We start from the raw sequence: 13,765 nt of genomic DNA, 5'->3' as shown, positions 1-13,765 counted from the left end.
TCCTGAGGTGACGCAAAAAGTATGGGTGAGTTGTTTCGGTATTCGATTTGTAGACAGCAGTGCCGCGTAGGATAGGACATTTGTCGTAGGCAAACAAGATTGCCGCAATTTGTCCGCTACAACACACAGGGAAGCGGCCGGTCTCTACCCCAGGCGGTCAAGAACCCACGGATCGTCTAATCGCTCGGCAACGTAGTGCGCACGGCTGAAATCGTGGCTGCGGCTGTGCTGATGCGGAACGGAGACAATCACCGCCTCGGCGCTGGCAGCGGCATTTGTCCCCGCTTCGGAATCCTCTAAAACCAGCATTTCCGACGGATGAATGCCCAATCTCTGGGCGGCTGATAAATAGATCTCCGGATGGGGTTTGCCGTGCGTGACATCCTCGGCAGTCAACGTGACGTGAAACCGCTCCAGCAAGTCGTGCCGCGACAGTAAGTCCTCCAAATAGGACCGCGATGACGAAGTCGCCACCCCTTTGGGCAAATCCCGCGATTCGAGGTGCTCGAGCAATTCGTGCAATCCAGGCATCGGCTGCAGCATGCCGGGAATCAAGTCCGTAAAAATGACGCGAGATTCTTCCAGCAGGTCGGGAATCGGCTCGGTTAATCCATGCATATCGACCATGAACTGAAAGGCTTCCAGCGGACGGCGGCCCATCATGGTGCTCAAAAGTTGCGGCGTCATTTCCAGCCCGCGCCGCTGGAGCAACTCCCGCCCGGCCGCTTCGAAAATGTCTTCAGTGTTGAACATCAGCCCGTCGAAGTCGAAAACAACGGCCTTGATGGGGGGTTGTGTTTGGGACATGTTTTTTGAACGTTGTGAGAATAATTTGGGGGGCGGTTTGGCAGGCGGCCCCCCGGCAAAGCCGGGGGCTGATGGACGATGAAATTTTCGAACCAGCCCCCGGCTCCGCCGGGGGGGCACTCGGGGTGATCATTCATCCGGGCGGCGTAACACCGCGGTAACTGCAATCCAACAGGTCCATCGGATGCACCACGGCGATTTCATGTCCTGCTTGCCGCATCTCGGATTGGATCTGCAACAGACACCCCGCATTGCCGGTGATCACGGCGTCGGGCTGTGTGGACATGATGTTTTCATATTTGCGTTTGGCGAGCCGGTCGGACATTTCCGGCTGCGTGAGATTGTAACTTCCGGCGGCGCCGCAGCAAATTTCTGACTCGGGTAGCGGTACTAATTCCAAACCGGGAATCAGGCCCAACAAGTCGCGAGGCTGCGCACGGATCTGTTGTGCGTGGCAGAGATGGCAAGCGTCGTGGTAGGTCGCCCGCATTTTGATTTCACCCTGGGGAGCAATCGGGCCTAATTCCGCGAGGAATTCAGAGATGTCTTTGATCTTCGCCGTCAGTTTTTCCAACGTCGCCCGCAAGGCATGGTCCTCGGATGCGACTTCGTGGGCGATCTCTGGATAATCCTTCAGCATCGCTCCGCAGCCGGCGACGTTCACAATCACCGCATCAAGTTGATCGAGATCAAACGCCGCCGCGTTTTGCGACGCCATTTCCATGGCCGGTTCACCGGCGCCACTGTGATAGTGCATCGCGCCGCAACAGCCCTGACTGCGGGGTATGAAGACCTCGCAGCCGTTGTGTTGCAGAACTCGCGCGGTCGCCCAATGCGTTTGCCGAAACATGGCATCCGCCACGCACCCCAGAAACAGTCCCACTTTGGCCCGCGGCGGACCGATCGCCGGCAGATGCTCCGGAAGAGCGGGCAGGTTGGACTGGAGTCGGGGCAATTGTTTGAACATCCGCTGCAATTTGCCCGGCAACAATTTGGTCAGGCCGACAGCTTCCATGGCCCTATCGAGCCGCAAGGCTTGCATGATCCGTGCGGGAAAGAGTGCGATGCGGGTTTTGCTGCGACTGGTCAGCAAGCCGTAGAGCACATATTTGTGAAACCAGGATTGCGACGCATCCGCTCCCGCAGCAGCGTCGGCATGCTCCATGTCCATGCGAAACGGTTCGATCAAGCGGCCGTATTGCACACCCGAGGGACAGGCGGTTTCGCAGGAGCGGCAATCGAGGCAAGTATCGAGGTTTTCCCGAACGTCGTCGGTCAGTTCCAAACGCCCGTCGGTGACGGCCCGCATGAGGTAAATGCGTCCGCGGGGACTTTTGTTTTCATCCCCGGTTTCCAAATAAGTCGGACAGGCCGCCGTACACAAGCCGCAATGCACGCAGTCGAGGTACTTGCCGTATTCGATATTGGACCCGAGGGTTCCGGTCGTCGTTGTTGTTGTCACGTTGTTATCCATGCAGGCAATCTTCGGCGTTCTCAGCAAAAAATCAATCGAACTAGAAAATTAAAAGAAGCCTCGCGCAGAGACGCGAAGACGCAAAGAGGTACAGATTCTGCCTTTCCCTGGTTCCCAAACTCCGTTTGGGAACCCACTTCTCCGAAGCTCTGCTTCGGCCGGTAGCATTGGGCCAGCGAAGCAGGGCTTCGCGAATGTCCGTTCCCAAACGGAGTTTGGGAACGAGTGCGATTCATGGCCGCATGATACCACACAGGGGGGGATCCCAATCAAGTTGGTCGTGCTGGGCTAATATGGCGTCGAAGGGTTCCGTTACGATCGGGGGAATGGGGGAAGTTCGACGGCGGGTCATGTCGATGTGCGCGCCGACGAATTCGGCCGTGGCGGCGATGCGGTCGTCTTCTTCGATCACCATAAAATGCATGAAATGCCACCGTTTTTCGGAGCGGCCGACCAGCCGGCTATGAATCCGCACCGTCTTGCCGACCCGCACCTCAGCCAGATACCGCAAATGGCATTCCAGCGCAAACGCCCCGGAATTGGTGCGAACGCAATAGTCATCCGACAGCCCGAACAGGTCAAACATCTTGCCGGTGGCATTGCTGAACAGATGCGTATACCACATCACGTTCATATGCCCCATCTCGTCGAGGTAGTCCTCGGGAATGGTTTTGTTGCCGGTGATGGGGAGCGGTTGGAGGTCTTCTGGGGTGATCACGGTTTGTGCGTGTCCGTTGTGAGTAAGTTGTTTTGTTTTGCTCGAAGCCCAACGGAAAAGGTCGGGGGAATTGTAAAAATCTGGCGTTAATCCGACGGCGAAGTCCAATCAATTTCGCAATCGGGTAGAGCTTTCTGGAGTTTCTTGACCCCATCATCACTGACTTGGGTGTTCTTGATCAATAGGATCTGAAGTTTGGTCAATCCCCGGAGACGCTGAAGCCCTGCATCACCAATTTGAGTGTTGTTGAGATGTAGGGACTGAATGTTACTCAGCCCACGAAGGTTCTCAAGTCCAGCATCACTGACTCGGGTACCTTCGAGCTCCAGCAATATAAGTTCGGGCAATCCTCGGAGATGCTTGAGTCCGGCATCTCCAACATCGGTGTATCCGAGCGATAGGTTGTATATTTTGGTCAATCCTCGGAGATGCTCAAGCCCAGCATCACTGACTTGGGTGTTATTGAGATATAGCTGTTCAAGGTCAGCCAGCCCCCGGAGATTCTCAAGCCCAGCATCACTGACCCGGGTGTTGGTGAGTGACAGGGACCGCAGGTTGGTTAGTCCTCGGAGATGCTCAAGCCCCGCATCACTGACTTGAGTGTTGTCGAGCGATAGATACTCAAGGTTGGACAATCCTCGGAGATGCAAGAGTCCAGCATCACTAACCTGGGTGTTGGTGAGTGACAGGGACCACAGGTTGGTCAGTCTTCGGAGATGCTCAAGCCCAGTGTCACCGACTTTGGTGCCGTCGAGTATAAGATCAGAAAGTTCGGTCAAACCACGGAGATCTTCTAGTCCAGCATCATTGACCCAGGTGTTTCCGAGAAGCAGGGAATAAAGATTGGTCAACCCTTTGAGATGCTCTAGCCCTGCATTGCTGACATTGGTGTTATTGAGAGATAGGTACTCAAGGTTGTTCAATCCTCGGAGGTGTTCAAGACCCGCATCACTGACTTGAGTGCCGTTGAGATTTAGTGCAGAAAGCTTGGTCAGCCCTCGGAGATGCTCAAGCCCCGCATCACTGACTTGAGTGCTGTCGAGCGATAGGGACTCAAGGTTGTTCAATCCTCGGAGGTGCTCAAGCCCCGCATTACTGACTTGAGTGTTGTCGAACCTTAGATCTTCAAGGTTGGTTAGCTCTCTAAGATGTTCCAGCCCAACATCACTGATCTGGGTGTTGTCGAGCAACAGCTCCCGTAGGTTGGTCAGTTTTCGGAGATGCTCAAGTCCGGCATCATCGAACTGACTATCAAACAACCAAATTGTGGTCACTCTTTTAAACGCCCATAAATACTCATTCTCCACCGCATCTGGGATCCAGCCAGGACGAACGATCTCTGACTCTTTCGCTCCTCCAAGTCGTTCGACCTCGGCAATTGCCGCTTGATTGTGATAGTACGGCAACCACACCATCAGCACGCCACCGCCGAGCAGTAGCACGACACCAACGAGCAGAACAACGCCCGTGCGCGGTAGTCGGCTTTTTGGGGTGGGTTCGGTCATGCTGAAGGCTCAATTCTTCGCCGCGATCACGACTCCGGGAAGTTCAATTCAAACCACTCGGTGGCCGATGCGGCGCGGTGGTTTCCGAACGCCTTCGCTTCGATCCTCTTTTGCATCGCCTTGATGCGTTTACTGACCAACGGACTGCTGATCGCCTCGTCTGCTTTCATTCCCATCTGTTCCAGCATCGGCTCCAGCCAGGCGCCGGTGAAACGTTTGACCAGTGGGTCCTGCAGGGATTGATGATAAGCTACGCGGCAGCGGCAGGGTAGTTCCCCGGCGAATTGCAGGAGTTCGCCGTCAACGGACCACAGCGGATGCCGGTCCGCCACGATCAGGTCGATCGTTGCTGTCTGTTCCATTCTCCAACGAATGGCGATATCGGTCGAGAGGTCTTGTGCGAGGATCGCATGCACCGGGACGTTAAAATGATCTGCCGCCGTGATGGCATCCAGCTGCGCCAGTGTCTCGTCGAAATGCGCGATGAGCAGCACCCCCGCCGAGTCGCCGGTTTCTGTAAGCTGCCGACCAATCCCATGAAACTTTGCTGCGTGCGACATCCAGATGTGGTCGCCCGAGACGTCGACCGAAGCGGGACATCCCCCGCCAAACAACATGTCCCACAGTCCCATGGTTCCGTTCTCCGGCTTCAACTCAACTGCACCACAACAGGCCACAGCGGCTTGAGCAACGGCCTACCGGTCGTTGACATCGTCCCGTTTTCCCGGCGTCACCCCATCACGCAGCTGCTTGATCACACTCTCAGCGACGGCGGCCCCCTGTGCGGTTTTGCCGCGGTCGTTAAAGTGCACGCCGTCTTTGGAATGCCAATCGGGGTGCGGCTCCACCAATCCGTAGAGATCGTTGGTGGGAAGTCCTCGTTGTTTCATGACCTCAGCGGCAAGGCGGTTTCTGGCAACGACGCGCTGGTTTTTTTCGTGGAATTTCTTCAGGTCGCTTGAGGCGCGCATGGGAGTCGAGGTGGCCCAGACGATTTTGGCGTCGCCCGCTTCTTTGGGGAGGGCCGTCAGGAATTTTTGCAGACCATCGCGGTACTGGTCTTCGCTATAGCCCCAGCCATGCAGTCCGTTGTTGAAATGAATCACGTCGAACCGGTATTGCTTGAGCAGCAACCGGACTTCGTCGAGAAACAGCGGATCAGCGACACATTTGGAGGTCGCCAACCGGGCACAGCGTACCTTTCCTGCGAGTTGCTTTTCCGCAGCGGAAAAATATCCCTTCACAATCGAATCGCCGATAAACAGCACGCGCGGCAGGTCGTCTTTTTCCGCATCGGTGACCCAATAATCCGCCCATTCGATGCGTTCCCGCACCGGTTCAGCAGCGTCGGTGCATTGTGCAAGTGCCAGGAGTGCAACGAGCGTCGCGAAAAACCGTAGCATGTGTGTTGTCCTTAGGAAAACCAAATTTCGGTGATCAGCTTAGGACAGTATAAACAGTTGCCACGGCAATTCGAAGTTGCGGTGGGTGACCGCGAGTCGGCGGCGCGCCACCAACGACGCAAATCGTAACCAGCCAATGCGATTTCCTCACTGACAAGGGCATCAAAAGGTATCAACTGCGTAGAGGGTGCCGTCGGCCCCATCCAATGCAGATAATGCAGCAGCATCAGGACCAATATCTTTTAAAGCGGCAGAGTTGTTTCGAAGCCACGCGACACCCGACGGTGAAAACTCGAAGATCGCCAAGCCGTTCTCTTCGTCAAAGACAATTGGTTCATTGGCAATCCAAGCGGCCGCTTCGTCACACAATTCAATCAGTTGGAGCGAGTTGAGACTTCCGAGGTCGCAGTGCGTGAAGTCTTGAATTGCGTCGAGCGACTCTGCCAGTTGATACAGTGAAATGGGGTTGTTCGTCTTCAGCAGATACATAATTCGCGATCTATATTCCATGAGGACCGTATCCAGAATTCACTTCCTCTCAAACATCTGCAACATCTGCAATTTTCTTTCTGCCGTCAAGCTGATAATGCATATTTCGCCTTACCCCCCGGTGTTCTGACATTCCGAGTTGACAGACATGGACTATGCGCCGCGGGCCTTTTTCGTGACCACTTGGCATTCGCAGATTAAGCATTAGCCACAGAGAGCACAGAGGACACAGAGAAAACTGTAATGAGCGGTCATCGCAGTTTTAGTTTTTTCTCTGTGAACTCTGTGGCCTCTGTGGCTAATTGTTTTCAAAATCTTGGCTGCAGCCTAGCCGCGCTGGGTAAATCTGTGGCTGCGAAAATCGACATTCGCTGCGCCGCAGAGACTCACTCGGGGCTGACGCGGACGAGTTGTTTGCCGATGTTCTCGCCGTCGAACAGGCCCAGGAAAATTTTGGGAGCGTTTTCCAAACCTTCCTCGATGTTTTCGCGGTACTTCAATTGGCCTTCTTCGACCCAATGCGCTAAGTCCACCATGGCGGTGCGGAATTTGTCGATGAATTGAAAGACCAAAAAGCCTTCGACGCGGGCCTGTTTTTCGATCAGTTTCCACAACAGCCGCGGACCTTGTTCCAGCTTGGTGGCGTTGTACTGCGAGATCTGTCCGCAGACGGAAACCCGTGCGTGTTTGTTGAGCAGCGGAAAGACAGCATCGGTGATTGGGCCGCCGACGTTGTCAAAATAGACATCGATTCCCTCGGGACAAAGTTCGGCCAGTTTGGCGACGTAGTCCTTGGTCGTTTTGTAGTTGAATGCCGCATCGAAACCGAGTTCGTCGGTGAGATAGGCGACCTTTTCATCCGTTCCAGCAATGCCTACGACGCGGCAGCCGCGGATTTTGGCGATTTGCCCCACTGTGGATCCCACGGCCCCGGCGGCGCCGGAAACGACGACGGTTTCCCCCGCAGCGGGGTCGGCGATTTCCAACAACCCAAAATAGGCAGTCAGACCGGGCATACCCAACACGCCCAGTGCTGCGGAAACCGGTTGATTTCCAGTACGGACTTTGCGGATGTCTGTGCCGTCGGTGACGCAATATTCCTGCCAGCCGATGCTTCCAGCGACGATGTCTCCCACGTCGAATTTGGGATGCTTGGACTCAACGACCTTGCCGACCGCTTCGCCGACCATTACGTCACCCAACTTGACCGGTTCGGCATACGACTTGCGATCGTTCATCCGCCCCCGCATGTAGGGATCGACTGACAGATAGGTCGTATGAATCAGGAATTGTCCCTCTTCCAGTTCCGGAATCGGAGTCTCGACAAGTGCAAAATCGGACTCCTGAGGTCGGCCAACGGGGCGCGCTGCGAGGGTAATTTGACGGTTGATACGTGACATAATGCCCTCGTGCAGGAGATGAAATTTGCGTCGCGACGGTTGCGGCGAACGCGGGAAACAATGATAGTGAATTGGACCACAACGATAGTCGTTTGGACTGCTGAAGTCAAAGAGTCAGCGGCTTCGCCCGTATCCCTACCGCCGATTCGTATTCGTCGCCAGAGAGAAATATCGCAATGCACATTCGTCAACAGATTTTGCTCAGCATCATTCTTGCGGGAGTTAGTTTTTTATTCGACAGCGGCGAGGTCCATGCACAACGCCGCCGAATGCGCGAAGTGAAACCAATTGAAGGGGTCAAAGTTGGCGCCTTTGATGCCGAACAGCAAGAATTCTTTAACAAGGAGACGGGGCTCCCGGATGAGGACGTGCGCGGTGTCGCGATTGCTGGAGATGGCAGTGTCTATGCGGCGACGGCCGCAGGGCTGGCGCGATGGAACGACGATAGCTGGGCACCGGTTTCCGGTCTGAAAGGTCCCGCTTTGCAGGTGGCCACTCATGGCGAAGGAGTCATAGCGATTGCCGGCGGTGGAGTGTTTGAAGTCACCGGCACAAAAGCCAACCGCTTGGCCGACGCTCCGGCGGAAGCTGTGGCGGAGGACGCGGCGCCGGCACTGCTCGGCGGAGCTTCGATTGGTATCGGCACACCGGATGGATTGTTCCGCTTGCGGGACGGCAAATTCGTACGCGATGACGTATTGCAAAAGCTACTGGGCGATGAAGCCGACGTTCGTCAAATCGTCCGAGCAACCGACGGACGGATCGCCTTGGCGGCCCAGGCGGGATTGTTTCTGGGGGGTGAGGACTCCCCCTGGGTGCAACTTTTTCCCCGTGCGGGCAATCGCAGTTGGGCGCCGCACGACGTGCGCGGAGTCGCGTTCGATCGCCAGGACCGGTTGTGGTTCGCTAGCCCGCAAGGCGTGGGCGTGCTGGATGGAGAGGCATGGACGCTCTACACCGGTAAAGATGGGTTGCCGTATAACGATTTCACTACGGCGGCAGCCGGCGAGGAAGGTGTGGTTTGGTTTGGTACCAAAATCGGTGCCATTCGTTTTGATGGCGAGCATTGGTCCTACCGGCAAGGCTTACGCTGGGTGCCCGATGATCTGATTCGCGGCATTGCGGTGAACAAGCAAGGCGATGCGTGGTTTGCCACCTCCGCTGGGGCCGGCGTGATTCAGCGACGTCCGGTGACCTTGGCTGAAAAAGCAAAGTACTTCGAAGAGGAAATCGACAAATACAACCGCCGCACCCCCTACGGATTTGTGGACCGCGCCGGCTTGGATGTCGCTGGGGACAAAAGCAGTTTCCGCAATCTGGATAGCGACAACGATGGCCTGTGGACGGCGATGTATGGGGCGGGAGAATGCTTTGCCTACGCTGCGACGAAAGATCCCCAAGCAAAACAACGGGCTAAGGACACCTTTGAGGCATTGCGATTTTTGACCGTGGTCACGCGGGACAGTTCGCACCCGCCGCCGGCCGGTTTCGTCGCACGAACGATTCTGCCGACCTCCGGTGAGGATCCGAATGCCGAACACTACACGCCGGAGAAGGACCGCAGGAAACAACGCGAAGATCCCTATTGGAAAATCATCAGCCCCCGTTGGCCCACCAGTGCGGATGGCAAATGGTATTGGAAATGCGACACCAGTTCCGATGAATTGGACGGCCATTATTTCTTTAACGCCTGCTATTACGATTTGGTCGCCGAGACAGACGAGGAAAAGGCGCGCGTCCGTGACATCGTGTTGCCGATGACCGATCACCTGATCGACAACGGTTTCCGTATGATCGACCACGATGGCAAACCAACCCGCTGGGCATTTTTCGATCCGCAGACATTAAACCACGAACAGACAATGGGCCGCGGACTCAACTCATTGAGCATTCTGTCCTACCTCAAAGTCGCTGAACACATCAGCGGCGGCGACGAAAAATATCGCAAAGCTTACAACGACCTGATTGAGAAACATGGGTATGCGACGAACGTTGAATTTCCCAAATGGCAAAACGGTCCGGGATCGGGCAACCAGTCGGACGATGAGATGGCCTTCATGTGCTACTACACGCTGCTGAATTACGAAACCGACGAAACGTTGCGGCGTAAATATCTGCGATCCATGTGGGACTATTGGCGTTTGGAAGAACCCGAGAACAACCCGTTGTTTAATTTCATCTTTGCCGCCCGTTTCGATGTCCCGGAGCGTTGGCGACGGTTCTGGTCGCCGCCACAAAGTGTCATCACTGATTCGATCACCACCCTGAAGCAGATCCCGCTCGACCGCATCGATTGGAGCTACAAAAACAGCCACCGGATCGATATTGTGCCGCTGGGCAAACATATTCTCCGCTCGCGCGGCACCGGACATTTGCGCAACGGCAAATGCCTGCCGATCGACGAACGGCGCGTAGAACATTGGAATCACAATCCCTTTGAATTGGACGGCGGAAGCGGCGGTCGAATCTTGGCCGACGGCGCTGTCTATTTGTTGCCCTACTACATGGGACTTTATCACGGCTACATTCTCGAAGATGCTGAATAGAACACGATGACACAACAACAGAAATGGGACCCGCAACGTTACGCGCGCAACGCCGGGTTTGTAGCAACGCTCGGAATGCCGGTCGTGGAACTGCTAGCCCCTCAGCCGGGAGAACGGATTTTAGATCTCGGGTGTGGCGATGGCGTGTTGACACAAAAACTCGCCGAGATGGGTTGCGACGTCGTGGGTGTCGATGCGAGTGCGGATCAAATCGAGGCGGCGCGCGAACGCGACTTGGACGCTCACGTGGTCGACTGCCACAACTTAGAATTCGATAAGGAATTCGACGCCGTCTTCAGTAATGCGGCGCTGCATTGGATGAAGCGTCCTGCCGAGGTCATTGCCGGAGTCCGCCGCGCCTTAAAACCGCAAGGACGTTTTGTCGGAGAGTTTGGCGGCGCGGGAAATATCCACCAAGTGCAGGTGGCACTTTCCGCCGCACTGACCCGTCGCGAGATTGATATGGAGACGCTCTGGCCCTGGTATTTTCCCACACCGGAAGAATATCAGGCCGAATTGCAAGCGGCCGGGTTTGGGGTCCAGTCCATCGAACTGATTCCGCGTCCCACTCCGCTGCCTGGAGCACTGACCGATTGGCTGGAAACATTCGCCGAAAGTTTCTTGCCGCCCATCCCCACAGAGGAGCATGCCAACTTCTTTCAGGAAATTCAGGACGCGGCCCAAGCCTCCCTGTGCGACGAGCAGGGACAATGGACGGTGGACTATGTCCGCCTGCGTTTTGCAGCGATTCAAGAATCGGCATAACCGGCATCCTTGCCACGACCAAACGCGACTGAGTCACCGGCCGTATGGTTTGCAGGGTCCGTGATCAGAAGTGTCAGGTAAAACCGCCAACACATCAATGTATTCAAATGCGATTGACTCGACGTACGATTTTGCAACGGCCCCTATGCCTTTCGGCAATCGGCAGCGGCTGAAACCTGCAGAATGTATTTTATGTCGGGCTTAGACATTGATTATGATGTCACGGTACGAGTACTGTGAAGTAGACTAGTAGCAGGCTCTCACATGCGTTGCGGCTCCCGACTTTCGTGCGTGCTCGCTTCGGTTCGTGCGAAGAACGACATCAATTTGATTGCAATTTTGAGCGGGTGCGATGGACAATCGCTGGCTGTGGCCGTTTGAACTCAAAGAAAAAATCGGACAAGGCGGCATGGGTGTCGTCTACCGGGCGCGGTACGTCAAGAACGACCGCGAAGTGGCAGTGAAAATCTTGCCGGCCGAGATTGCCGCCGACAAAAAAATCGCCACCCGCTTCGAGCGCGAATTGGAGGTGCTCAAAAAACTCAAGCACCCAAATATCGTGTATTGCTTTGGTGGAAAGTGCGAAGGGGACCAGCACTTTTATGCCATGGAACTTGTCGAAGGCGGGTCGCTGGAACGATTGCTCAAAAAACGGGGCCGACTCCCTTGGGAGCAGGTGATCGAATACACCTTGCAATTGTGCTCTGCTTTGTATTTTGCACACGAACATGGGTTCATCCATCGTGACGTCAAGCCGGGCAACCTGTTGTTGACGAACACGGGGAAACTCAAACTCAGCGACTTTGGCTTGGCACGGGCCCGTTCGGACGTCGGTCTGACGGAACATGGCAAGACCATGGGCACGTTCCACTATATGTCGCCGGAGCAAATCCGTGGCAAACCGCCGCTCACCGGCAGTGCGGATTTGTATGCGATGGGTTGCGTGATGTACGAGATGATGGCCGGTCGGCCGCCGTTTCGCGGACATTCCCCCGCTGAAATTTTGCAAAAACACCTCGAGAAACCCGCGCCGCCGGTTTCCACCAATGCCATGGATTGCCCGGCTGCACTGGAGCAGATCATTCTTGACCTGTTGGAGAAACGGGTCGAGGATCGTCCGCTGAGCGCCATTGATGTTGCTCGGCGGTTGAAACAAGTGACACAAACGACCTCGTTGGATGCGACGACACGGGACATCACCATCCGCAACACGCAGGCCGCTCAGGCCGTCCAAGAAGCGATGGGGACATCCGAGCGCAGTTTTAGCGGACGAGCAGTCACGCCCAAGTCCTGGAGCATGGTGCTGGCGGTCGTTGCAGTGATGCTGATGGCATTGCTCTTCTGGAATGGCTATTCCAGCAACAGGCCACAAACTGCCGGCAAAGGGGGTGAGCTGTGGGTCGAAGCGCTTAAAAATTCTAACAGTGATGTACGCATTGCCGCGGCCAAAGCGCTGGGAGAAATTGGTCCCTCTGCCGAGGGAAGCGTCGAGGCGTTGACTCTCGCACTCTCTGAAGATTCCAATCGGGAAGTGCGCCGTGCTGCTGCGGAATCCCTGGGACAAATTGGTGCTCCCGCGGCGTCAGCTATGCGAGAACTTGACAAGGTCTACCAGACCGACGCCGAACCGCAAGTCCGTCAAGAAGCTGAAGCAGCTAGCAATGCGATCCGCAATAGCAAGAAGGAAGACAAGAGCCTGGGAGCATGGCCGTTTTATCTGGCGGGGATTCTGGTCGCGCTGGCTGGAATTGGTGCTGTGGTCTTCTCGCGCATCGCCCGCACGATGCGAAACTAAGCTCAGCCTTTGCCGATTTGCTGCAACGAGAGTCCGATCTTGCTGGCTAATTTTAGAAGCACCGAACGCGGGACGGTGATCTCGTCTTTCATAAAGTCCCGGAGTTTGGCGTAGTCCATTCTGGCTTCGTGTGCCAAACGGTATAGGTTCTTATGGCTCCGCTTGATCTCTTTGCGGATTTCATCCGCCAGTCGCAACGGAGCGTCGTTGCCATCAAAATGCATTGCGTTCTCTCTTCCTGCGCCACCTTGCGGGCAGCATCCTATCGAAGTTTCTCAGTCGCCGTTTTGGCCCCACCATCAGCGTGACCGTCTCTGCCACCGTAACCGGGCGCTGAACCCCTGGCAAGTTCGATTCGACAGACGAATTTCCTGCGGAGAATAACTGGGGATGCACACCGCCGCCAAACCGCCGTAGAATGGGGATATTGTCGGCAAACCCGTAGTACAGCCCCAAACAGGGACCACAACATGGGCGACCTCAAAAATCCACGCTTAATCTACCTGAAGGGCCTGCTGTTTTTAGTCGGCGCAGTCCTCTCAGCCGGGTTGCTGCTGGCCTTCAACCCCACTCTGCAAACCGCCGCCCTGCTCGCGGTCTGCGTCTGGTGCGCCTGCCGGTTTTATTATTTCACGTTTTATGTAATCCAGCACTATGTCGACGCTGAATACCGCTACGCCGGTCTCTGGGCGTTTGCACGTTATGCCTGGCGCGAACGATTTGGTTGGCGACGAGATGGCAAGCCAATGAAATAATCGCCAGTCAAGTGCATGAGAGAATGTAAGGTGCGTCACGAGGCACCTTTCTCACGTAGAACAACAGATCGTCCCAACCACTCAATCCGCTGCACACGCATTGACGAA

13 protein-coding genes are annotated in these 13,765 nt (G+C 55.6%); 4 read left to right on the top strand and 9 right to left on the bottom strand.

Going from position 1 to position 13,765, the window contains the following annotated elements:
* Positions 1-144: 144 nt before the first annotated feature.
* From Mal52_RS10190 to Mal52_RS10155, 8 genes are all read right to left on the bottom strand, one after another.
* Positions 145-807, bottom strand: coding sequence for an HAD family hydrolase (locus tag Mal52_RS10190; protein WP_145375898.1), 663 nt, complete (start codon positions 805-807; stop codon positions 145-147).
* A 133-nt stretch (positions 808-940) separates the two neighbouring features.
* Positions 941-2,269: a (Fe-S)-binding protein gene (locus Mal52_RS10185; protein ID WP_231962590.1), complete on the bottom strand. Its 1,329-nt coding sequence runs from the start codon at positions 2,267-2,269 to the stop codon at positions 941-943.
* 244 nt (positions 2,270-2,513) lie between these two features.
* The gene (locus Mal52_RS10180) at positions 2,514-2,999 is read right to left on the bottom strand and encodes a thioesterase family protein (RefSeq protein WP_145375894.1); all 486 of its coding nucleotides are present in this window, start codon (positions 2,997-2,999) and stop codon (positions 2,514-2,516) included.
* 86 nt (positions 3,000-3,085) lie between these two features.
* Positions 3,086-4,504, bottom strand: a complete 1,419-nt coding sequence (locus tag Mal52_RS10175; protein ID WP_145375892.1) for a leucine-rich repeat domain-containing protein — start codon at positions 4,502-4,504, stop codon at positions 3,086-3,088.
* 26 nt (positions 4,505-4,530) lie between these two features.
* Positions 4,531-5,136 (bottom strand): preprotein translocase subunit SecA, encoded by a 606-nt coding sequence (locus Mal52_RS10170; protein ID WP_145375890.1) that lies wholly within the window; start codon positions 5,134-5,136, stop codon positions 4,531-4,533.
* Between the two features lie 63 nt (positions 5,137-5,199).
* Entirely contained in the window at positions 5,200-5,907 is a 708-nt protein-coding gene (locus tag Mal52_RS10165; protein ID WP_145375888.1) for an SGNH/GDSL hydrolase family protein, read from the bottom strand.
* A 162-nt stretch (positions 5,908-6,069) separates the two neighbouring features.
* Positions 6,070-6,417, bottom strand: a complete 348-nt coding sequence (locus Mal52_RS10160; RefSeq protein ID WP_145375886.1) for a hypothetical protein — start codon at positions 6,415-6,417, stop codon at positions 6,070-6,072.
* A 365-nt stretch (positions 6,418-6,782) separates the two neighbouring features.
* Positions 6,783-7,796: an NADP-dependent oxidoreductase gene (locus Mal52_RS10155; protein WP_145375884.1), complete on the bottom strand. Its 1,014-nt coding sequence runs from the start codon at positions 7,794-7,796 to the stop codon at positions 6,783-6,785.
* Positions 7,797-7,972: 176 nt separating this feature from the next.
* Between Mal52_RS10155 and Mal52_RS10150 the strand changes: the two genes are divergently transcribed.
* The 3 genes from Mal52_RS10150 (at position 7,973) to Mal52_RS10140 (ending at position 12,902) form a co-directional block, all read left to right on the top strand.
* The gene (locus Mal52_RS10150) at positions 7,973-10,342 is read left to right on the top strand and encodes a ligand-binding sensor domain-containing protein (protein ID WP_145375882.1); all 2,370 of its coding nucleotides are present in this window, start codon (positions 7,973-7,975) and stop codon (positions 10,340-10,342) included.
* Between the two features lie 6 nt (positions 10,343-10,348).
* Positions 10,349-11,107 (top strand): class I SAM-dependent methyltransferase, encoded by a 759-nt coding sequence (locus Mal52_RS10145; protein WP_145375880.1) that lies wholly within the window; start codon positions 10,349-10,351, stop codon positions 11,105-11,107.
* Between the two features lie 352 nt (positions 11,108-11,459).
* The gene (locus Mal52_RS10140; RefSeq protein WP_145375879.1) at positions 11,460-12,902 is read left to right on the top strand and encodes a protein kinase domain-containing protein; all 1,443 of its coding nucleotides are present in this window, start codon (positions 11,460-11,462) and stop codon (positions 12,900-12,902) included.
* Between the two features lie 2 nt (positions 12,903-12,904).
* Here Mal52_RS10140 and Mal52_RS10135 read toward each other — a convergent pair whose 3' ends face one another.
* Positions 12,905-13,126 carry a hypothetical protein gene (locus Mal52_RS10135; RefSeq protein WP_145375877.1) on the bottom strand — a complete coding sequence of 74 codons (222 nt, stop codon included), beginning with the start codon at positions 13,124-13,126 and terminating at the stop codon, positions 12,905-12,907.
* A 246-nt stretch (positions 13,127-13,372) separates the two neighbouring features.
* Between Mal52_RS10135 and Mal52_RS10130 the strand changes: the two genes are divergently transcribed.
* A complete protein-coding gene (locus tag Mal52_RS10130; RefSeq protein WP_145375876.1) occupies positions 13,373-13,657 on the top strand; it encodes a hypothetical protein in 285 nt (94 codons plus the stop codon).
* Positions 13,658-13,765: the final 108 nt, after the last annotated feature.

The sequence above is a fragment of the Symmachiella dynata genome, from assembly GCF_007747995.1.
Lineage (GTDB): Bacteria > Planctomycetota > Planctomycetia > Planctomycetales > Planctomycetaceae > Symmachiella > Symmachiella dynata.
The sequence above is the reverse complement of the archived record's forward strand: the minus strand, read 5'-3'. Positions and strand labels throughout refer to the sequence as shown.

Coding starts and splice junctions, on each gene's coding strand:
- Mal52_RS10190 (WP_145375898.1), bottom strand. CDS start 807: ATGTCCCAAACACAACCCCCCATCAAGGCCGTTGTTTTCGACTTCGAC.
- Mal52_RS10175 (WP_145375892.1), bottom strand. CDS start 4,504: ATGACCGAACCCACCCCAAAAAGCCGACTACCGCGCACGGGCGTTGTT.
- Mal52_RS10170 (WP_145375890.1), bottom strand. CDS start 5,136: ATGGGACTGTGGGACATGTTGTTTGGCGGGGGATGTCCCGCTTCGGTC.
- Mal52_RS10165 (WP_145375888.1), bottom strand. CDS start 5,907: ATGCTACGGTTTTTCGCGACGCTCGTTGCACTCCTGGCACTTGCACAA.
- Mal52_RS10160 (WP_145375886.1), bottom strand. CDS start 6,417: ATGGAATATAGATCGCGAATTATGTATCTGCTGAAGACGAACAACCCC.
- Mal52_RS10155 (WP_145375884.1), bottom strand. CDS start 7,796: ATGTCACGTATCAACCGTCAAATTACCCTCGCAGCGCGCCCCGTTGGC.
- Mal52_RS10150 (WP_145375882.1), top strand. CDS start 7,973: ATGCACATTCGTCAACAGATTTTGCTCAGCATCATTCTTGCGGGAGTT.
- Mal52_RS10145 (WP_145375880.1), top strand. CDS start 10,349: ATGACACAACAACAGAAATGGGACCCGCAACGTTACGCGCGCAACGCC.
- Mal52_RS10140 (WP_145375879.1), top strand. CDS start 11,460: ATGGACAATCGCTGGCTGTGGCCGTTTGAACTCAAAGAAAAAATCGGA.
- Mal52_RS10135 (WP_145375877.1), bottom strand. CDS start 13,126: ATGCATTTTGATGGCAACGACGCTCCGTTGCGACTGGCGGATGAAATC.
- Mal52_RS10130 (WP_145375876.1), top strand. CDS start 13,373: ATGGGCGACCTCAAAAATCCACGCTTAATCTACCTGAAGGGCCTGCTG.